Raw genomic sequence first — 19,755 nt, 5'->3', positions numbered from 1 at the left:
ACGCAACTACCACAAATGTCCGGCGCGTTCGGCGCGGGCCGCGGTCTGCAGCTGATCTGCGGTCTCGACCAGTTTCGACGCGGACAACACGCGGTCGTGGCCGTCGTCCGCGAGGTGCGCCCGCCCGGTCGCGACGATCCGCGCGAACGCGGCCGCGCGGTCCAGCGTGGTGGCGAAATCGCCGGTCGCGACACCTCGCAGTACGGCGTCGACCATGTCGCGGACCTCGGCCGGTCCGGGCGGTTCGGCGACGCCCGCGACGGCGGCGTGCACCTCGGCGTACTCGCGGCCGGTGGCGAACTCGCGGGACACCTCTTCGGCGTTCGAGTGCACCCACGAGCGCAGTACGTAGAGCCGCCAGAGCGCACCGGGCAACGAGTCGGCGGGGGAGTCGGACCACAGCTCGGCCAGCTCGTCGAGACCGTACTCGTCGGCGAGCTTGACCACCCGGGCGTGCACCTCGGCGTCCTCGGACTTGCGCACGCCGCGGACCAGCAGCTCGGCGGTCCGGTGCGCGGCCTCGGTGACGGTCGCCGGATCCGCGGCACCGGGCAGCGACTCGAACAACTTGTTGCCCGGCAGGATCGGACGGCGCGGGTTGGGGGTGGTCACGGCGTCCATGGTGCCTGACCGGGCGAACCGCCGCATGCCGACGCGACCCGTGATCCCGAAAAGCGTTTGTCCGTACATCTGGAAGTCATCACCGCCGATCGTCAAGTTCTGGCGCGGAGTGGGCGATGTGACGAAGTTGAGCGCATACTGGAGATCTGATGGAGCCTTCTCGCGCGACGACGCGTCGTCACCTGTCCACGAGTCCTTTCACCCCCCGGACCACCGCCCCGGTCAAGACGTTCGAGGCCGGTGACCGGGTATCCCACGACAGGGAGGGCATCGGCCGCATCAGTGCGGTCGAGGGCACTCACGCTGTGGTGGTCGACCTCGGCGGCGGCAGGCTGCTGCGTGTCATGTCGCCTTTCGACAAACTGCATACGCTCTGACCGGCTGAGGTCAGTACGCTCGACCCATGGCGGGTGCGGGGAAACCGAGTGGCAAGCTGGCCAAGAACGTCGTCAAGTACGGCGTGCGCTACGGGCCGTTGATCGTCGAGGCGGTGCGGCACGGGCGTGAGCCGGCGCAACAGGCGGTCCAGGCCGCCTGGGCCAAGCGGTCCGCGCGCCGCAAGGCGGTCGAGCACGCCCTTACCGTCCGCGACGGATCCTTGCTGAAGGTGATCAAGGACGGTCAGGCGATCTTCTTCGTGTTTTCCGGCGACGCGATCGTCACGACGTACCCGCCGGTGCCCCAGGCGACGTACCCCGAGCTGCTGCGGCACGCGGACCTGGACAAGCGCGAGCCTGCCGTCGTACTCGCGGCGCGGAAGCCGAGACCGCATCTGCCGAAGGTGCGACGCAAAGGTTGACGCGGGCGTAACATCCCGGACCCGGCGGGGCAACAGGCGCGGCGGACAGTGGAAGCACGTTTCCACGAGGGAGGGCGTCCGCATGCTCTGGAAGATCAGAACCGAACTCGCCGACCGGCCCGGTGCACTGGCCGAACTCGCTGCACGGTGTGGTGCGGACGACATCAACATCCTCAGCCTCGAGGTCTTCACCGCCGAGACCGGCGCCGTCGACGAACTGGTGGTCTCCACCGGTGTCGGCTGGAACGCCGACGACCTGGCCGCACTCGTGGCCGAGGCCGGCTGCGTCGGTACGACGGTCCGCCCGTGCCAGGCCGACGTACTGAGTGATGCGCCGACGCGCTACCTGCGCGCCGTACTGCGGTTGCTCGACGACCCGGTATCGGTCGACGAGGAGCTTGGGAACCTGCAGGGCTTCGACGAGTACACGCCGGCGGAGTGGGCGCGGGCCGACGTACTCGTGGAGATCGCTGGACGGCTCGCGGACCGGTTCGACACCGTGGAGGGGCCTCGGCCCGGTAGCGGCGTACCCGTGCTGCGGACGGCGAGTGTCGAGGACGCCGACGCTGTGGTCGCGATGCATGATCGCTGCTCGTACGAGAGCCGCACCCGGCGATACCACGTGCCGATGCCGAAGCTGACTGCGCGTACTGCGCGGCACCTGTCCGCACCGGCCGGTGGCGTGTCGGTGGTCGCGGACGTGGACGGCGCGGTGATCGGGATGGCGACGGCAGCCCCGTGGGAGGAGCTGGGCAGCACGACGATGGAGGTCGCCGTACTGGTCGAGGACGGCTGGCAGGGCCAGGGCCTCGGGCTTCGGCTGCTGCGGCAGGTGGTGGAGGAAGCGCGTGTGCTGGGTGCGGATCGAGTGGTCTGCATGGTGCAGCCGGAGAACCACGCGATGCTCCGGACGCTCGAGCGGCTGCGGATGCGGTCGCGGGTGGTCCGGGACGGCGACAGTCTGATGGTCAGTGTCGCTCTGTCCGACCGGAGCCTGTCGCATGCGGTGGATCGGCCCGCGGTGCAATATCGTCGTACGCGTGCCACCCCTTCCCACTGGTCGGAACCCACACGGTCTGCTGGTCAACCTGCCCGCGAGCACTCGCTCGCCGCTCTTTCAGCTCTTCAGCCGAATCCTGATCGCGCTGGGGCTGCTGACCGTGATGGTGCTGATCGTGGTGGTCGACCGTGACGGCTACCGGGACAGCTACGACGGCAAAGTCGGGCTGATCGACAGCATCTACTACGCAACCGTCACGCTCACCACGACCGGGTACGGCGACATCACACCGGTGACGCCCACTGCCCGGCTGGTGAACGCCTTCATCGTGACTCCGCTGCGGATCGCGTTCCTGGTGGTTCTGGTCGGTACGACACTGGAAGTGCTGGCCAACGAGGGTCGCCGGATCATGCGCGACACGCGCTGGAGGAAACGGATGAAGGACCACACCATCGTCGTCGGCTACGGCACCAAGGGCCGCTCCGCCGTGCAGACCCTGATCAGCAACGGGGTCAAGCGCGACAACATCGTGGTGATCGACCCGCGGGCGCAGGCGATCGGTGACGCGGGCAACGACCAGATGGCCGCCTTCCACGGCGACGCGACCAACCGGACCGTACTGCGTCGCGCCGAGGTGATGACCGCGCGCGAAGTGATCGTGACGACCGACCGGGACGACTCGGCCGTCCTCGTCACGCTGGCAGTGCGGCAGCTGAACCCGAACGCGCACATCGTCGTCGCGGTCCGCGAGGAGGACAACGTCCCGCTGCTCCGCCAGAGCGGCGCCGACGCCGTCGTCACCTCGTCAGAGGCCGTCGGCCGCCTGCTCGGCCTGACCTCGGTCAGCCCGAACCTCGGCGAGGTGATGGAAGACCTCCTCACGTACGGCGAGGGCCTCGAGGTCGCCGAACGCCCCGTCCTGGGCCGCGAGGTCGGCAAGCCCCCCTCCGCCGTCCCCGACCGCGTCGTCTCCGTCGTCCGCGACGGCAAGGTCCACCGCTACTACGACTCCAACGTCTCCGTCCTGGCCGCCGGCGACAAACTGATCGTCGTCCGCCCCGCCAAGGAAACCCCCTGGGCCGAACGCCCCGGCGCAGACGAGACCGAGGAATAAGTCACAGGTTGGTCTAGCGGCGGTCGTGAGGTTGACCGTCGGGCGGCGGCGTCCTAATGTCGGGCTTGTAAACGATTACAAGAACGATTACAGGAGGTCGGCGTGAGTCGTCCGACGATTGCTGGGGTGGCCCGGGCGGCCGGGGTCTCGGTGGCGTCGGTGTCGCGCGTTCTGAACGGGTTGCCTGCCACCGAGGAGATGGTCGAGCGGGTCCAGCGGGCGGTGCAGGAGCTGGGGTATGTGCCGGATGCGCGAGCTCGGTCGCTCAAGGTCGGGCGGACGTTCCAGCTGACGCTGGCGGTCGCTGATGTCGGTAACCCGGTCTACGTGACGATGATGCGAGCCGTCGAGGAGGTCGTGTCCGCCGCCGGTTACCGGTTGGTGGTGACGACGACCGGTCCGGACGTGGTCGACGAGGTCGCGTTGGTCCGGGGGATGGCGCGAGGGTACGCCGACGGCCTGCTGATCAGCCCGATCCGCGTCGACGAAGACCTGGTCAAGTCGATCCGCGAGTGCGAGGTGCCGGTGGTTGTCGCCGGTAACGTCCCCGCCAAAGCCGGCGTAGACACCGTCCGAGCCAATTCCCCCAAGGGCATGCTCCTGGCGATCGACCACCTGGTCGCGCAAGGCCGCCACCGAATCGCCTTCCTGAACGGCCCCGCCGACACAGTTCCCGGCGCCGCCCGCTCGAAAGGCTTCTCCGAAGCCCTCAAAGCCCACAGCTTGCAACCCATCGCTCTCGCTGAAGCATCAGACTTCACCTTCGCCGCCGGCCGCGCATCCGCTCCAGACCTACTGACCGCGGGCGGGTTCGATGCGGTGGTTTGCGCGAATGACCTGTTGGCCGTCGGGCTTATGCATGAGTTGGCTGCGGTGGGGCTCGAGGTGCCTGGGGATGTCGCGGTGGTGGGGATGGATGACAGTGAACTGGCTGAGCAGTGTTTTCCGACGTTGACGAGTGTGAATCTGGGGTCGGCCGAGCGGGGGCGGCGGGCGGCTGAGTTGCTGTTGGCAAGGATTGAGGACAACGACCGGACGCCGCGGCGCATCGTCGTACAGCCGTCGTTGAGTATCAGGAGGTCCACCCCGTGACGGTATTGATGCCGCGACTCCGTCGCGGCGGGTCATGGGGCTGTGACTCCCGGCCTTCCCTCGTCGCTCCGGTCGCTGTGCTGGATGCCGCGACTCCGTCGCGGCGGGCCCTGGGGCTGTTGCTCCCGGTCTTCCCTCGTCGCTCCGGTCGCTTCGCTCCCTGCGCTCCTCAGTCCAGACCGGGAGGCCCCAGGGCCGGGCTCCCTGCGCTCCTCAGTCCAGGCCGGGAGGCCCCATGACCGCGACCCTGACTGCGCCGACGCAGGTTAAGAAGCCGGGTAAGCCCAAGCAGAACAGGGAAGCGATCCTCCTGTTCCTGCCGGCCTTGCTGCCGGTGCTGATCCTGAGCGTCTACCCGCTGATCCGCGGTATCGCGCTCGGCTTCACCGACGCGCGCGCCGGCCTGCACGTCGAGACGAACTTCGTCGGCTTCGACAACTTCAGCAAGCTGTTGCACAACAACCTGTTCTGGGACTCGTTCCGGATCGGCGTGATCTGGACGCTGTCGGTCACGATCCTCCAGTTCGTCGCCGCACTCGGCCTCGCTCTGCTCCTCAACACCGACATCAAGTTCCGCGGCGTCGCCCGCACGCTGGCGCTGATCCCGTGGGCGATGCCCCCGGTCGTCGTCGCGATCATGTGGCGCCTGCTGCTGCACCCGACCAACGGCCCGGTCAACGAGATCCTGCAGAACCTGCACCTCACCGACCACCCGATCAACTTCCTCGGCAACTTCAGTACGGCGCTGCCGGCCGTGATCGTGGTCGGTATCTGGGTCGGCATGCCGATGACCACGGTCACCCTCCTCGCCGGCCTGCAAGGCATCGACCGCACCCTGTACGAAGCGGCCGCGGTCGACGGCGCCGGCGCGTGGAGCCAGTTCTGGAACATCACGCTCCCGCAGCTGAGGACCGTCATCGTCGCGATCACGAGCCTCGACATGATCTGGAACTTCAACTCGTTCGGCCTGGTCTACGTCCTGACCGCAGGCGGGCCGGGCGGCAAGACGATGCTGCCGATGCTGTTCGCCTACAACGAGGCCTTCCGCTACGGCAACTTCGGAATGGCCGCGGCGATGGGTGACGTGATGGTCGTCATCATCATCCTCTTCCTCTTCTTCTACCTGCGGAACCGGTTGAGGAGCGAAGCATGAGAACCCGACCCACCACCCGCGCGCTCCAGTACATCGCGGTCCTGGCGTACCTGATCTTCCTCGGCTTCCCGCTGCTCTGGCTGATCTCCAGCTCGCTCAAGTCGCCGCGGGAGTTCGCGAGCGTCACCCCGTCGATCCTGCCGAAGCACGTCGACTTCTCCAACTACACCGACGCGCTCAACGAACAAGGCCTGGTCCGCGGCCTCGGCAACAGCCTGCAGATCTCGGTCTACAGCACGATCCTGGTGCTGATCGTCGCGCTGCCGGTGTCGTACGCGCTGGCTCGCTTCCGCAGCCGGCTGCGCCCGCTGACGAACGGCTGGATCCTTGTCAGCCAGGTGTTCCCCGTGATCCTGATCGTGATCCCGCTGTTCATGATCCTGCGCCCACTGCACCTGACGAACACGATCCCCGGCGTGGTGATCGTGTACATGGTCTGGTCACTGCCGTTCGCGCTGTGGATGCTGCAGGGGTACGTCGCTGCCGTGCCGCGCGAGCTGGAAGAGGCGGCGTCGGTCGACGGCGCGAGCCGGCTGCGGACGATCGTCTCGATCGTGATGCCGCTGCTCCGGCCGGGGCTGATCGCAACCGCGATGTTCACCTTCATCTCGGCGTGGAACGAGTTCTTCTTCGCGCTGGTCCTGTTGCAGGATCCGCAACTCAAAACACTTCCGCTGGTGCTCGCCCGCTTCGTCGGTGCCGAGGGCCAGGTGCAGTTCGGCCCGCTCGCGGCCGCGTCCGTACTCGCAACTGTCCCAAGCCTGGTGTTTTTCGCCTTCCTGCAGCGCCGGTTGACTTCCGGCCTGCTGAGCGGCGCAGTCAAGGGTTAGAAATCCCCTGAGGAGATGCAATGAAGAAAGCACTGACCGCTCTGGCGGCGGTGGGCGCCCTGGTGTCGCTCGCCGCCTGTGGGGGCAACAGCAACGACGACAACAGTTCGGGCTCGTCGACCGAGAAGGTGACGCTCAAGTTCCAGAGCCTCGCCTTCCAGAAGACGACCGTGGCGGCGACCAAGAAGATCGTCACGGACTGGAACGCCGCCAACCCGAACATCCAGGTCGAGTACGTCCAGGGCAGCTGGGACTCCGTGCACGACCAGCTGGTCACCCAGTTCCAGGGCGGGACCGCGCCGGACATCATCCACGACGAGTCCGCCGACATCACCGGCTTCATCAACCAGGGCTACCTCGCGGACCTCTCGCCGTACCTGAGCCAGGGCACCAAGGACTCGGTCTCGCAGGGCGTCTGGGACACGGTCTCGAACGACGGCAAGATCTACGGCGCACCGACCCTGATGCAGTCGTACGTCGTCCTCGCGAACTCCGCGATGCTCAAGCAGGCCGGGATCACCGCGACCGGTGACTCGCTGAGCTGGGACGACCTGGCCGCCGACGCGAAGAAGCTGACCGCGGGCGGCAAGTACGGACTCGGCTGGGGCCTGAAGAGCCCGACCGCGACCGTGCTGAACCTCGGCATGAATTTCGACGGCAAGTTCTTCGACGGAACCGGTAAGGACGCCAAGGCAACGATCGGCGACGCCGAGCTCGAGGTGCCGAAGCGCATCCACGACATGGCCTACACGGACAAGTCGATCGACCCGACCTCGCTGACCCAGAGCGCGTCCGACGTCCTGCCCGGCTTCTACGCCGGCAAGTACGGGATGATTGTGGCCGGCAACTATGTCGCGCAGCAGATCCTCGAGGAGGCGCCGAAGACCTTCCAGTGGGAGGTGCTGCCGCCGCTGAAGGGCACCAGCACCAAGCAGGCCGCGAACCCGCAGACCCTGTCGGTGCCGGCCGAGGGCAAGCACATCGAGCAGTCGGCGAAGTTCATCGACTACTTCATGAAGGCCGAGAACCTGGCCGCGGTCGGTGAGGGTGACTGGCTGATCCCGACCACGCAGGCGGCCCGGGACGCGATCCTCAAGACGACCGGCGGTAAGGACGGCTGGCAGCAGACGCTTGCCAGCGGCACCGAACTGACCAAGGCGCCGTTCCAGAGCGTCGAGAACTACCCGAAGTGGAAGGACCAGATCGCCACGCCGGCGCTGCAGGAGTACCTGGCGAACAAGACCGATCTGGCTGCCCTGGGCAAGAAACTGAGCGATGGATGGGGTCAGGTCAACCAGTGACGTCCTTGCTGGAAGAGAAGTCGGTAGGTGCCCTCGTCGGTTCCGCGGTCGGTGACGCGATCGGCGGAGCCGTCGAGGGCTGGACCCCGGAGGCGATCCGGGAACGGCACGGCGGCTGGGTGACCGGCATCGTCGGCCCGTGGTACGACGACTGGCGGACGGCGCGTCCGATCGCGCCGTACCACAAGGGCGACGGGCACATCACCGACGACACCTTGATGACGCACGCGCTGGTCGAGGTGTACGACGAACGCCGCGCCCACCTCGACGCGTACGCGATCGCGGAGTCGCTGGTGCCGAAGATGCTCAACGGGACCCGCTGGGTCCCCGAGCTCGAGGCGGACGCGTTGCTGCTGCAGCGCGTGTTCCTGGCCGAGAAATGGCTGGTCGCCCGGCTGCACTACGGGCATGTCGATCCGCGCGAGGCCGGCGTCGGCAACATCGTCAACTGCGGTGCGGCGATGTACATGGCACCGGTCGGCGTCGCCAACGCCGGCGATCCCGAGGGCGCGTACGCCGAAGCGCTCGACGTCGCCGGCGCGCACCAGTCGAGCTACGGGCGGGAGGCGGCCGGCGTGTTCGCGGCCGCCGTCGCCGCCGCGATGATCCCGGGCGCGACCCCCGCGTCCGCGGTCGAGACCGCGCTCGGCCTGGCCAAGGACGGCACTCGGAGGGCCGTCGAGGCGGTGGCCGAGGCGGCCGACGGCGTGACCGACTGGGAGCAGGCGATTCCCCTGCTGCGCAAGGCGATCGAGCCCTACGACACGGTCGGCCCCAACTACCGTGAGCTGTCGATGGACGCCCGCCGTCCGAGCCGTACGAAGGCGATCGAAGAGCTTCCGGTCGCCCTCGGTTTCGTGCTGGTCTCCGAGGGAGATGTCCGCCGGGCCGTCCTCGGCGGCACGAACTACGGCCGCGACGCGGACTCGATCGCGTCGATGGCCGGTGCGATCACCGGGGCGTTGAGCGGGCGCGACGGCGTACCCGCGGACTGGGCCGCCGATATCGCGGAAGCGAGCAAGACCGACCTGATCGAGCCGGGGCGGGTGATGGCCTCGGTGGCCCTCGACCTGCAGGCCGCCGACGCGCGTCGATGGGCGCGCCGCAACGAAGTACTGGAGACTTTGACGCGATGAGAATGACCTGGGTGCAGCCGGAGGACCTGCTCCCGCACCAGCTGGTCCAGGCGCGGTCCGAGGGTGTCGACGTCACCGACGTCCAGGCCCGCTGGCTGGCAGCAGGCGGTACGACGGACGCCCCCGTCTCGGGCGCCTCCGCCGAGCCCGCGCCACCGGCACTGCGCGCGCTGGCCCGGGAGCTGCTCGACGTACTGGACGCACGTACTGCGGTCTGGCGCGAGCAGGAGATCCCTGAGCTGCCGTCGCTCGGCGAGCCGGTGGACCTCGAGACGCGGACGGTGAACGCGTGGCTCGGCCGATGCGCGGGCAACCTCCTCGGCAAGCCGGTGGAGAAGATCCCGCGCGAGGGCATCCGGGAGATCCTCGCCAGCTCGGGCCAGTGGCCGTTGGCGCAGTACATCACCGCCGTAGGCGTGCCGGAGGACGTGCTGCGGCGCTGGCCATGGAACCGGCGGTCGAAGGTGAACAGCCTGCGTGAGGTCATCGACGGGATGCCCGAGGACGACGACATCAACTTCGCGATCCTCGCGCTGCTGATGATGGAGCGGTTCGGGCGCGGGCTGACCACGGAGGACGTCGCGCTGAGCTGGCTGAACGACCTGCCGGCCGGTCGCGTGTTCACCGCCGAACGTGTTGCCTACCGCAACCTTCTGGAAGGGGTCGACCCGGCCCGCGCGGCCGTCGTCGGGAACCCGTTCCGGGAGTGGATCGGCGCGCAGATCCGCACCGACGCCTACGGCTGGGCGAACCCCGGCGACCGTACTGCGGCCGCTCGGCTGGCCCTCGTCGACGCCCGACTGAGCCACACCGGCGCCGGGGTCGACGGTGCACTCTGGGTAGCCGCGATGTCGGCGGCCGCCCTGGTTCTCGACGATCCGGTCAAGGCCGCTGTCGCCGGCCTCGAGGCGGTCGACGGGCAAGGTGCGATCGCCCGTGCCGTCCGCTTCGGACTGACGCTCGCGGATGCGGAGCTCGACGACGCGCTGGACGCGCTGCATGCGGAGTACGGCGACCTGCATTGGGTGCACGCGGTGAACAACACCGCACTCACCGCGTACGCGCTGACCGCTCCGGACTTCACCACCGCGATCGGTCGTGCGGTGATGGGCGGCTGGGACACCGACTCGGCCGGCGCCACGGTGGGTGCTGTGTTTGGCGCGACGCGTGGGGTTCCGGCAGAGTGGTCCACACCACTGGACAACCGGGTGACCACAAGCCTCCCGGGAATGAACCAGATCGCGATCGACGAACTGGCGGCTAGGACTGTGGAGGTGGCCCGGGGTGCGGCCTGAGGTTGTAGTAGTAGGCAGCGCGAACGTGGATCTCGTGTTGCCGGTGCAGCGGATCCCGCGTCCGGGAGAAACCGTTCTGGCCGGCGTCATGAGCCGCGGACCGGGCGGTAAAGGGGCCAATCAGGCGGTCGCCTCGGCGCGGGCCGGTGCGCAGACTGCAATGGTCGTCGCGCTCGGTGCGGACGACGGCGGTGCGCTGCTGCGCGACGCGCTCGGCGGCTCCGGTGTAGACCTCTCGCTGGCGACGACCAGCGATGCCCCGACCGGTACGGCGATCATCACGGTCGAGGAGAGCGGCGAGAACTCGATCGTCGTCGCTCCGGGCGCGAACGGCGAGCTGACCTTGTCGGCCGACGCGTTGGCCGCAATCGGACAAGCGAAAATCGTGCTTTCCCAATTGGAGATCCCGTTTCCGACGGTGCAGGCGGCGGCCGCGGCATCGACGTACTTCATCCTCAACGCCGCCCCGGCCGCGGACCTCTCCGACGAGTTGCTCGCGGAGGTCGACCTGCTGGTGGTGAACGAGACCGAGGCCGAGGCGATCGGTGGTCCGGACCGGTCCGCGCTGCTGAAGAAGGTGCCGGCCGCGATCGTGACGCTGGGTGGAGAAGGTGCGGTCATTCTGACCCGGGACGAGGATGAAATCGCGGTTCCCGGGGTACCTGTTGAGGTGGTGGACACGACAGCTGCGGGCGATACGTTCTGTGGGGTGCTGGCCGCAGCGTTGGCCTCTGAGTTAGCTGCGGCGTCAGCTAACGACTCGATCACGGGAAGCGACCTGACGAACGCGGTCCGACGCGCTAACGTTGCTGCTTCATTGAGTGTTCAAGCCGCAGGGGCGATCTCCTCGGTGCCTCACGGGGATGCAATCGACGCGCGTTATGCGGAGGTGTACCTGTGAATCCGCTCGAACCGCGGCCCATCGATCTGCCCGCGAGGGTCGACCTGGGGCTCGGGAACGATCTGTCCTTCCTGGACGACGCCAAGATCCTCGGCGCCCCGGAGGACCCGTCCGATCTGCCGCGCTGGCGCGCCAAGCTGGCCGAGTGGCGGTTCGGCGCTATCGAGCGGACTCGGTACGACGGCTCGCACTACGACGAGCCGGGTCGCGAGTGGACCCAGACGGCGTACTCGGTGGTGCTGGTCTGGCTCTGGGACGACCTGCTGTACGACGTGGAGACCGGGAAGTTCACGCCGGAGAAGTTCGTGCAGCACGGGCTCGACGAGTTCGGCGGGCACGACGCGATCGTGCTCTGGCACGCGTACCCGGTGATCGGGATCGACGACCGGAACCAGTTCGACTTCTACCGGGACGTGCCGGGGCTGCGGGCGCTGATCGACGACCTGCACCGGCTCGGCCTGAAGGTGTTCTTCGACTACAACCCGTGGGACGTCGGCACGCGGCGGTCTCCGCGGCCCGACGCCGACGAGTTCGCCGGTCTGGTGACGGACTTCGCTGTCGACGGCGTCTTCCTGGACACGTTGAAGGAAGGCGACCCGGCCTTCACCCGCGCGCTCCGGCAGGCGAACCCGGCGATAGCCCTCGAGGGCGAATCGCGGTTGCCGATGGCAAGGATTTCGGACCACGCGTTGTCCTGGGCGCAGTGGTTCGCGGACACGGACACGCCGGGTGTGCTGCGTGCGCACCTGTTCGAGCGCCGGCACATGATGCATCACACCCGCCGGTGGAACCGCGACCACAGCGACGAGCTGCAGTCCGCGTGGGTGAACGGCGTCGGCATGCTGGTCTGGGAGTCGGTGTTCTCGGCCTGGGTCGGCTGGAACGCCCGCGACCGCGCGACCCTGCGCAGGATGGTCGCCGCGCAGCGCGCGTTCGCGCCGGTGCTGATCAACGGCGACTGGATCCAGCTGACGCCGGAGATCCCGGAGAAGGCCCGCGACCACGGCGTCTACGGATCCCGGTTCGATCTGGCCGACATCACCTTCTGGACGCTCATCAACCGCCATGAGGAGGACTTCGACGGCATCGTGCTGCGGTCCGAGGACCAGGTCGGCGACTGGTACGACGTGACGTCGGGCGTCCCGATCACCTCGGACGACGACGGCGTCCACCTGGTCGTGCCGGGTCGCGGTGTGGCCGGCATCATCCGGGTCGGCGCGACTGCGGGCGCGTCGTGCCGGGCGACTGCCCGCCGGCTGGGCACGATGCCGCGGGCGCACAACAGCGAGTCCGCGTTCCCGATGCGGCCGGCCGAGCTGGTGGCGGTGCCGACGCTCTCCGGCGACGCATCGATCGGTGCGACGGTCGCCGTGCCGGCCGGAGAGCGGACGTTGATCGTGCGGCACCGGCGGCGCGAGACCGGGCTGTACGACACAGCGCCGTACGTCGAGGAGTGGAAGCCGCTGCCGCCTCGCCTGCACGACATGCAGACGGTCAAGCGCGAGGTCTCGCTGGCCGGTGTCTCGGTCGCGATCGCCGAGGTGACGAATGCGGAGTACTCCGAGTTCCTGAACGAGACCGGTTACCGGCCCGTGGTCGCCAACCGGTTCCTGAAGCACTGGGTCGAGGGCGCTCCGGTTCCCGGGACCGAGGACCACCCGGTGACGTACGTCGACCTGCCGGACGCGCGCGCGTACGCCGCGTGGCGGGGTGCCCGGCTGCCGACCGAGGACGAGTGGCAGGTTGCCGCGGCTGTCGACGGGTTCGAACGCCGCGAGCCACTGGTGTGGAACCTGACCGAGAGCGAGCACCGCGACGGCCGCAGCCGGTTCTGCATTCTCAAGGGCGGTTCGCATTATGTTGCCAAGGGCTCCGATTGGTACGCCGACGGCGGGCCGCAGTCGCCCGAGGTCAGCTTCAAGCTGGTGCTGACCGGCGGTGGTCTCGACCGCTCGGAGACCATCGGCTTCAGGTGTGCGGGATGAGGACTGCTCCTCTTGACGGGGTGAGGGTGCTCGAGGCAGCGACGCTGTTCGCGGGACCGCTGGCGGCGACCTTCCTCGGTGACTTCGGCGCCGACGTGACGAAGATCGAGCATCCGTCCCGGCCGGATGCCGCGCGGACGCACGGTGCTTCGAAGGACGGCGTCGGGCTGTGGTTCAAGACCCTCGGGCGGAACAAGCGGCTCGCGACGCTCGACCTGTCCCGCGGGCGGGACGTGTTCCTGTCGTTGGTGAAGTCTCATGACGTGCTGGTCGAGAACTTTCGGCCGGGGACGCTGGAGCGATGGGGTCTCGGGCCCGAGGTGGTGTTGGAAGCCAATCCGCGGCTGGTGATCGCGCGGGTGACGGCGTTCGGGCAGGTCGGTCCGTGGTCGCGCCGGCCCGGCTTCGGATCGTTGGCCGAGGCAATGAGTGGGTTCGCGGCGGTCACCGGTGAGCCGGACGGTCCGCCGACGCTGCCGCCGTTCGGCCTCGCGGACGGAATCACCGCGCTCGCCACGGCGTACGCCGTTCTGGTCGCGCTGCGCGAGCGGGATCGGTCCGGGGCGGGGCAGGTGATCGACATGGCGATCATCGAGCCGATCCTGATGATGCTCGGCGGCGGCATCACGGCGTACCAGCAGACCGGGTACGTGCAGCCGCGGCTCGGGAACCGGTCGTCGAACAACGCGCCGCGGAACGTGTACAAGACTGCGGACGGTCGATGGGTTGCCGTGTCGACAAGCTCGCAGAGCATCGCCGAGCGGGTGGTGACGCTGGTCGGGCGCGCGGATCTGGTCGCGCAGCCGTGGTTCGCGACCGGGCGGGAGCGGGCCGAGCATGCCGACGAGTTGGACGACGCAGTCGGCTCGTGGATCGCGTCGAGGGGCCTGGACGAGGTGATGGCCGAGTTCGAGAAGGCCGAGGCCGCGGTCGGCCCGGTACACGACATCCGCGGGATCATGAGCGATCCGCAGTACGCCGCGCTCGGGACGATCGTCAGCGTCGACGACGACGAGCTCGGCGGTCCGGTGCAGATGCAGAACGTGCTGTTCCGGTTGTCCGAGTCGCCGGGGTCGATTCGCTGGGCCGGCGGGCCGCACGGCGCGAACACCGACGAGGTGCTCGCGGACATCGGCGTCACCCCCGACCAGCTCGCCGCGCTGCGGGCTGCCGGCGTCGTGTAGTCGGTGTGCTGATGGCGTGGAGGGGGCGTTCGAAGTGCTGACGGCACTGTATGTTCCGGCCAACCGGCCGGACCGGTTCGCGAAAGCTGTTGCCGCGGGCCCCGATCTGGTGGTGTTCGATCTGGAGGACGCCGTACCGGTCGACGCCAAGGCGGACGCGCGCGGCTGGGCGGTCGCCTGGATCGCGGCGAATGCCCGCGGCCCGGTCGAGATCCGGGTGAACGCACTCGGGTCGCCGTGGATCGACGACGACCTGGCCGCGATCTCCGCCGTACCCACGGTACGGATCCGGCTGCCGAAGGTCGAGAGCGCGGCCGACGTCCGCGCCGTGCTGGAGAAGGTGCCATCGGCAAGGATCACGGCTCTGATCGAGTCGCCGCTGGGCGTTGAGCGCGCGTTCGAGATCGCGACCGCCGATCCGCGGGTGGTCGCGGTCGCGCTGGGTGAGGCCGATCTGTCCAGCGCGCTCGGCGTCGACGACGCGGCCGGCCTGGCGTGGTCGCGCGGTCGGCTGGTGTCGGCGTCGCGCGCGGCCGGGCTCGGCGCGCCGATGATGTCGGTGTATCCGCGAGTCGATGACTTCGACGGGCTTCGGCGTACGTCGCTGGAAGGGCGGATACTCGGCTTCGTCGGTCGTACGGCGATCCACCCGCGCCAGCTGTCCACGATCGTCGAGGCCTTCACACCGACTGCGGTTCAGGTGGCCGAGGCCGAGGCGCTGTTGGCGGCGGTTGAGAAGGCAGGCGTCTCCGACGGCGGCGTGATCGTCCTGCCCGACGGCCGAATGGTCGACCCGGCCATGATCGGGCGCGCCCGCGAGGTGACCACCCTCCTGCGGGAGATCCAGACCCGGTCAAGTTAGTCTCGAAGCATGCTGCCGCGCAGTGTTGATGCCGTAGTGATCGGTTCGGGGCCGAACGGGCTCGTGAGCGCGATCACGCTTGCCGACGCGGGCTGGGACGTGCTGGTGCTGGAGGCCGCCGACACGTTCGGCGGTGCGGTCCGGTCGACCGAGGAGGGCGGCTGGATCAGTGATCGTTTCAGTTCGAACTACCCGCTCGGCGTCGCGTCGCCGGTGATCCGGGCGCTGGAGCTGGAGAAGTACGGCCTGAAATGGGCGAATGCCCCGCTGCCGCTGGTGCACCTGCTCGACGAGGACGGCGCTGCTGCGGCGATCCACCCGGATCCCGAGGACACCGCCAAGTCGCTCGGCGCCGAGCATCCCGGCGACGGTGACGCCTGGCTTCGGTTGTACCAGCAGTACGTCTCCGTCCGGGAGCCGTTGCTGAACGCGCTGCTCACCACCTGGCCGCCGGTCGGCCCAGGCCTGAAGCTCGCGCGGAAGCTGGGTTCGGTGGGGGAGTTGCTGCGGTTCGCGCGGTTCATGGCGATGCCGATGCACCGGATGGGTCAGGAGCTGTTCGCGGGGCGGCAGGGCCCGGCGATCTTCGCCGGCAACGCGTTGCACGCCGACGCGCCGTTGTCGGGCAGCGTCAGCGGGACGATGGGCTGGCTGCTGGCGATGATGGCGCAGGACGTCGGCTATCCGGTCGCGGCAGGTGGATCCTCGGCGTTCTCCAGCGCTCTGGTACGACGGGCCGAGCGTGCGGGCGCGCTGCTGATCCCGGATACGCCGGTGACGCGCGTCGAGGTGTCCGCAGGCCGCGTGACTGCCGTACAGACGGCATCCGGCGAGACCGTCTCGGTCGCACGCGCCGTCATCGCGGACACGTCCGCGCCGGCGCTGTACGGCGGATTGTTGCCGGAGGCAATTATCCCGGCGGGGCTGCGACGTGATCTCGACGAGCGGTTCGAGTGGGACTACCCGACGGTCAAGCTGAACTTCCGGCTCAGCGGCCCGATCCCGTGGAAGGCAGCCGAGGCGCAGTTGGCCGGCGTCGTACATCTCGGTGGGACGGCCGACGATCTTGTCCACGTGTCCGCGGATCTCGACACCGGACGGATCCCGGCGCAGCCGTTCCTGCTGATCGGACAGACGACCAAGTCGGATCCGTCCCGGTCGCCCGAGGGCACCGAGGCGGTCTGGGCGTACTCGCACCTGCCGCGCGGGATCGCCGACGACGCGGCCGCGGAGAAGCTGGCCGGCCGGATGGAGCGCGCGATCGAGCGCTTCGCGCCGGGCTTCGCCGACCTGGTCATCGCCCGCGACCTGCAGCGCCCGTCCGCGCTGGAGTCGGGCAACGCAGCGCTGGGTTTCGGTGCCCTCGGCGGCGGCACGATGCAGCTGCACCAGCAACTCATCTTCCGCCCGACCATCGGCCTCGGCAGCGCCCGCACTTTCGTCACCGGCCTCTACCTGGGCAGCTCCGCCATCCACCCCGGCGGCGGCGTGCACGGCGCCTGCGGCCACCTGGCCGCCCGCACCGCCCTCCGCGACGCTTCCCTCCTGGGCCCCGTAACCCGCACTCTCCCCACCGCAGCCCTACGCCACCTCCAACGCTGACCCCAGCCACACCCCCACGGCGGGTGGTTATGGTCGGGGGGTGAGACTTGATGAGGGTGGGTGTCGGGCCCGGGTGGCGGCGGCACGGGTGGGGCGGCTGGCTACTGTCGGGGCTGATCTGCGGCCGCATGTGGTGCCGGTGACGTATGCCGTACACGGGGACGAGTTGTTCATCGGGGTCGATCAGAAGCCGAAGACGACGACCGCGCTGAAGCGCCTGCGGAACATCGCGGCGAACGAGCGGGTCGCGGTACTGGTGGATGAGTACGACGAGGACTGGACGCATCTGTGGTGGGTCCGGGTCGACGGGGTGGCGCGGGTGGTGACCTCGGATGCGGCGGCGGTGGAGTTGCTGGTGGCGAAATACCCGCAGTACGAGGACGACCCACCGGGCGGACCGATCGTCGCGATCCGTGTCGACCGGTGGTCGGGGTGGTCGTTCAGCTGAGCTGCAAACTCGACAGGAGGTGTCCGCTGGTCCAGGCTCCGCTCTCGCTCAGCCGGACGGCCGATTCGGCTTAGTGGACGTATACGTCCTGTCGAGATTGCAGGCCACGTAGCGCGTAGGCTCGGCGGGGTGAATGTGGAGGCGCTGTTACGGGAGTTGGCGCCGCAGGTGCTGGGGTTCTTGGCTCGGCGGCACGGGCAGTTCGATCTGTGTGAGGACGCCGTACAGGAGGCTCTGCTCGCGGCGGCGACGCAATGGCCGGTGGACGGCGTACCGGCCAATCCTCGTGGGTGGTTGATCACCGTCGCGACGCGGCGGTTGACGGACGCGTTCCGGAGCGAGAGCGCTCGGCGGCGGCGTGAGGACAATCTTGCCGCGATGGCCGGGCCGGAGGAGTTGGTTGCCCCGGGCGCCGATATCGACGAGGCTCCGGATACCGATGACACGTTGACCTTGTTGTTCCTGTGCTGCCATCCGGCCGTCACGCCGGCGTCGCAGGTCGCGTTGACGTTGCGCGCCGTCGGCGGTCTGACGACGGCCGAGATCGCGCGGGCGTTCATGGTGCCGGAGGCAACGATGGCGCCGCGGATCAGCCGGGCCAAGAAGAGCATCAAGGCGGCGGGCAGCCGGTTCGCGATGCCGCCGGAGTCCGAGCGGGCCGAGCGGCTTCGCGTCGTACTGCAGGTGCTGTACCTGATCTTCAACGAGGGCTACACGGCGAGCTCGGGGGAGGAGCTGCAGCGGGTCGAGCTGACTGCGGAGGCGATCCGGCTAGCGCGCATGTTGCGTACGGCGCTGCCGGACGATGGCGAGATCGCAGGCCTGCTGGCGTTGATGTTGCTGACCGACTCGCGCCGGGCGGCGCGTACGACGGCGGACGGCGGTCTGGTGCCAATCGACGAGCAGGACCGGTCGTTGTGGGACCGCGCGCAGATCACCGAGGGTGCCGACCTGATCCTGCACACATTGCAGCAGGGAGGGCTCGGGCCGTACCAGCTGCAGGCCGCGATCGCCGCCGTACATGCGGAGGCGCCGAGCGCGGACGAGACCGACTGGCGGCAGATCCTCTCGCTGTACGTCGTGCTGGAGAAGCTCGCCCCGAACCCGATGGTGACACTCAACCGTGCCATCGCGCTCTCGCAGGTCGAGGGTCCGCAGGCGGGTCTCGACCTGCTGGCGACGCTCGAGGACGACAAGAACATCACCGAGACCCATCGCCTCGACGCCGTCCGCGCCCATCTCTACGAGCGCGCCGGCGAGCTCACCAAGGCGCACGAGCATTACCTGGCGGCAGCTCGCCGTACGACGAGCTTGCCGGAGCGGCGCTACCTGCAGGCGAAGGCCGACGCGATCACGGGATGAGTCGGTAGAAGCGGAACAGGTCGGTGTGGAACGGGAGCACCTGCGTCTGGCTGAACCCGGCCTCGGTGGCGTAGCGGCGGAGCGTATCCGGGCGCATCAACGCCCCCGTCGCGGCCGAGTCCGGATCGCCCATCGCGTCGGGCAGGCAGGACATCAGGCTCCAGCCGTAGTGGTACTGCTCCAGCGCGGGGGCCGGGGCGGTGAACTCGTCCTCGACCAGCTCGTCGAGGACGAGGACCGAACCGCCCTCGGCGAGCATGCTTCGGGCGGTGCGTAGCGCGTCGACGGGCTGCGACATGTCATGCAGCGCTTCGAGGATCGTGACCAGGTCGAACCGGCCGCTCAAGGTCTCGGATGCGTTGGCGACAGAGAACGTGACCCGATCGCTGAGTCCTGTTTCTTGCGCGTGGGCCTGGGCGGCTGCGATGGCGTCTCCGTCCAGATCCACGCCTTGGACGGTGATCCGCGGGTAGGACTGGGCCATCGCGATGGACGACCAGCCGGTGCCGCAGGCGAAGTCGGCCACCCGGGCCGGCGGGTCGGCGCGGAGACGTTCGTCGACCTCGGGGATGGCGGGCAGCCACTCCTTGCCCAGCCGGTTGAGGTACGTCGGGCGGTTGAACTCCGCGCGCCCCTCGGGCTCCCACGGCTGGTGCGGCGGGGCATCGCCGGTGCGGTACGCCTCGACGAGATCCGGGAGCATCCGGGCCGCTCGCGCGAGCTCGACGCCTTTGTAGCCGTGGTAGTTGACGTCCTCCTCGTCGGCCAGCACCGGGATGTGCTCCGCCGGCAACGTGTAGCGCCGTTCGCTCGGAGCCGCCTTGACGTCGTCGACGTCGACGAGACCGCCGGCGGCGTGGTGCTCGAGCCACTCGCGGATGTAGCGCTCGTTGGTGCCGGTGCGTTCGGCCAGCTCGGCCGAGGTCGCGGGGCCCTTGTCGGCGAGCGCCCGGTACAGCCCGAGGCGCTCGCCGAGGTAGATGGAGTAGAGCTCGAGTGCGGCCCCGGCGTTCCGGAAGATCCGCTCGACGAGTGCGTTGGTCCGGTCCATGGAGTGGATCGTACTGACG

At 68.9% G+C, this 19,755-nt stretch carries 19 protein-coding genes; 17 read left to right on the top strand and 2 right to left on the bottom strand.

Annotated elements, in window-relative coordinates; genetic code table 11:
• Positions 1 to 6: 6 nt before the first annotated feature.
• A complete protein-coding gene (locus EV645_RS39960) occupies positions 7 to 621 on the bottom strand; it encodes a hypothetical protein (protein WP_242000957.1) in 615 nt (204 codons plus the stop codon).
• 149 nt (positions 622 to 770) lie between these two features.
• Between EV645_RS39960 and EV645_RS39955 the strand changes: the two genes are divergently transcribed.
• The 17 genes from EV645_RS39955 to EV645_RS39875 all read left to right on the top strand — a co-directional run bounded on the left by EV645_RS39955 (position 771) and on the right by EV645_RS39875 (position 18,685).
• Positions 771 to 998: a hypothetical protein gene (locus tag EV645_RS39955; RefSeq protein ID WP_130450165.1), complete on the top strand. Its 228-nt coding sequence runs from the start codon at positions 771 to 773 to the stop codon at positions 996 to 998.
• A gap of 26 nt (positions 999 to 1,024) precedes the next feature.
• Positions 1,025 to 1,420 (top strand): hypothetical protein, encoded by a 396-nt coding sequence (locus tag EV645_RS39950; RefSeq protein WP_242000948.1) that lies wholly within the window; start codon positions 1,025 to 1,027, stop codon positions 1,418 to 1,420.
• An 82-nt stretch (positions 1,421 to 1,502) separates the two neighbouring features.
• Positions 1,503 to 2,612, top strand: a complete 1,110-nt coding sequence (locus tag EV645_RS39945; RefSeq protein WP_130450163.1) for a GNAT family N-acetyltransferase — start codon at positions 1,503 to 1,505, stop codon at positions 2,610 to 2,612.
• The gene (locus EV645_RS39940) at positions 2,584 to 3,534 is read left to right on the top strand and encodes a potassium channel family protein (protein ID WP_130450296.1); all 951 of its coding nucleotides are present in this window, start codon (positions 2,584 to 2,586) and stop codon (positions 3,532 to 3,534) included. The genes EV645_RS39945 and EV645_RS39940 overlap by 29 nt, the downstream gene beginning before the upstream one ends.
• 102 nt (positions 3,535 to 3,636) lie before the next feature.
• Entirely contained in the window at positions 3,637 to 4,626 is a 990-nt protein-coding gene (locus tag EV645_RS39935; protein WP_130450161.1) for a LacI family DNA-binding transcriptional regulator, read from the top strand.
• A gap of 235 nt (positions 4,627 to 4,861) precedes the next feature.
• On the top strand, positions 4,862 to 5,779 hold the full coding sequence (locus tag EV645_RS39930; RefSeq protein WP_130450159.1) for a carbohydrate ABC transporter permease: 918 nt from the start codon (positions 4,862 to 4,864) through the stop codon (positions 5,777 to 5,779).
• Positions 5,776 to 6,609: a carbohydrate ABC transporter permease gene (locus tag EV645_RS39925; RefSeq protein ID WP_130450157.1), complete on the top strand. Its 834-nt coding sequence runs from the start codon at positions 5,776 to 5,778 to the stop codon at positions 6,607 to 6,609. Before EV645_RS39930 ends, EV645_RS39925 begins: the two co-directional genes overlap by 4 nt.
• Before the next feature lie 20 nt (positions 6,610 to 6,629).
• Positions 6,630 to 7,910 carry an ABC transporter substrate-binding protein gene (locus EV645_RS39920; RefSeq protein WP_130450155.1) on the top strand — a complete coding sequence of 427 codons (1,281 nt, stop codon included), beginning with the start codon at positions 6,630 to 6,632 and terminating at the stop codon, positions 7,908 to 7,910.
• Positions 7,907 to 9,046, top strand: coding sequence for an ADP-ribosylglycohydrolase family protein (locus tag EV645_RS39915; RefSeq protein ID WP_242000947.1), 1,140 nt, complete (start codon positions 7,907 to 7,909; stop codon positions 9,044 to 9,046). Before EV645_RS39920 ends, EV645_RS39915 begins: the two co-directional genes overlap by 4 nt.
• Positions 9,043 to 10,341 carry an ADP-ribosylglycohydrolase family protein gene (locus EV645_RS39910; RefSeq protein WP_130450151.1) on the top strand — a complete coding sequence of 433 codons (1,299 nt, stop codon included), beginning with the start codon at positions 9,043 to 9,045 and terminating at the stop codon, positions 10,339 to 10,341. The genes EV645_RS39915 and EV645_RS39910 overlap by 4 nt, the downstream gene beginning before the upstream one ends.
• Entirely contained in the window at positions 10,331 to 11,242 is a 912-nt protein-coding gene (locus EV645_RS39905; RefSeq protein ID WP_130450149.1) for a ribokinase, read from the top strand. The genes EV645_RS39910 and EV645_RS39905 overlap by 11 nt, the downstream gene beginning before the upstream one ends.
• Positions 11,239 to 13,227, top strand: coding sequence for an SUMF1/EgtB/PvdO family nonheme iron enzyme (locus tag EV645_RS39900; protein WP_130450147.1), 1,989 nt, complete (start codon positions 11,239 to 11,241; stop codon positions 13,225 to 13,227). Before EV645_RS39905 ends, EV645_RS39900 begins: the two co-directional genes overlap by 4 nt.
• Complete coding sequence (locus EV645_RS39895) at positions 13,224 to 14,411, top strand: CaiB/BaiF CoA transferase family protein (RefSeq protein ID WP_130450145.1); 1,188 nt, start codon at positions 13,224 to 13,226, stop codon at positions 14,409 to 14,411. Before EV645_RS39900 ends, EV645_RS39895 begins: the two co-directional genes overlap by 4 nt.
• A gap of 34 nt (positions 14,412 to 14,445) precedes the next feature.
• On the top strand, positions 14,446 to 15,273 hold the full coding sequence (locus EV645_RS39890) for an HpcH/HpaI aldolase/citrate lyase family protein (RefSeq protein WP_130450143.1): 828 nt from the start codon (positions 14,446 to 14,448) through the stop codon (positions 15,271 to 15,273).
• A 9-nt stretch (positions 15,274 to 15,282) separates the two neighbouring features.
• Complete coding sequence (locus EV645_RS39885) at positions 15,283 to 16,875, top strand: phytoene desaturase family protein (protein ID WP_130450141.1); 1,593 nt, start codon at positions 15,283 to 15,285, stop codon at positions 16,873 to 16,875.
• Between the two features lie 40 nt (positions 16,876 to 16,915).
• Positions 16,916 to 17,323 carry a TIGR03668 family PPOX class F420-dependent oxidoreductase gene (locus EV645_RS39880; protein ID WP_130450139.1) on the top strand — a complete coding sequence of 136 codons (408 nt, stop codon included), beginning with the start codon at positions 16,916 to 16,918 and terminating at the stop codon, positions 17,321 to 17,323.
• Positions 17,324 to 17,452: 129 nt separating this feature from the next.
• A complete protein-coding gene (locus EV645_RS39875; RefSeq protein WP_130450137.1) occupies positions 17,453 to 18,685 on the top strand; it encodes an RNA polymerase sigma factor in 1,233 nt (410 codons plus the stop codon).
• On the opposite strand, the gene EV645_RS39870 is transcribed toward EV645_RS39875, so the two are convergent.
• Positions 18,675 to 19,736, bottom strand: a complete 1,062-nt coding sequence (locus tag EV645_RS39870; RefSeq protein ID WP_130450135.1) for a class I SAM-dependent methyltransferase — start codon at positions 19,734 to 19,736, stop codon at positions 18,675 to 18,677. The two genes, EV645_RS39875 and EV645_RS39870, sit on opposite strands and share 11 nt — an antisense overlap.
• Positions 19,737 to 19,755: the final 19 nt, after the last annotated feature.

This window comes from Kribbella rubisoli, from assembly GCF_004217145.1.
Classification (GTDB): Bacteria; Actinomycetota; Actinomycetes; order Propionibacteriales; family Kribbellaceae; genus Kribbella; species Kribbella rubisoli.
The sequence above is the reverse complement of the archived record's forward strand: the minus strand, read 5'-3'. Positions and strand labels throughout refer to the sequence as shown.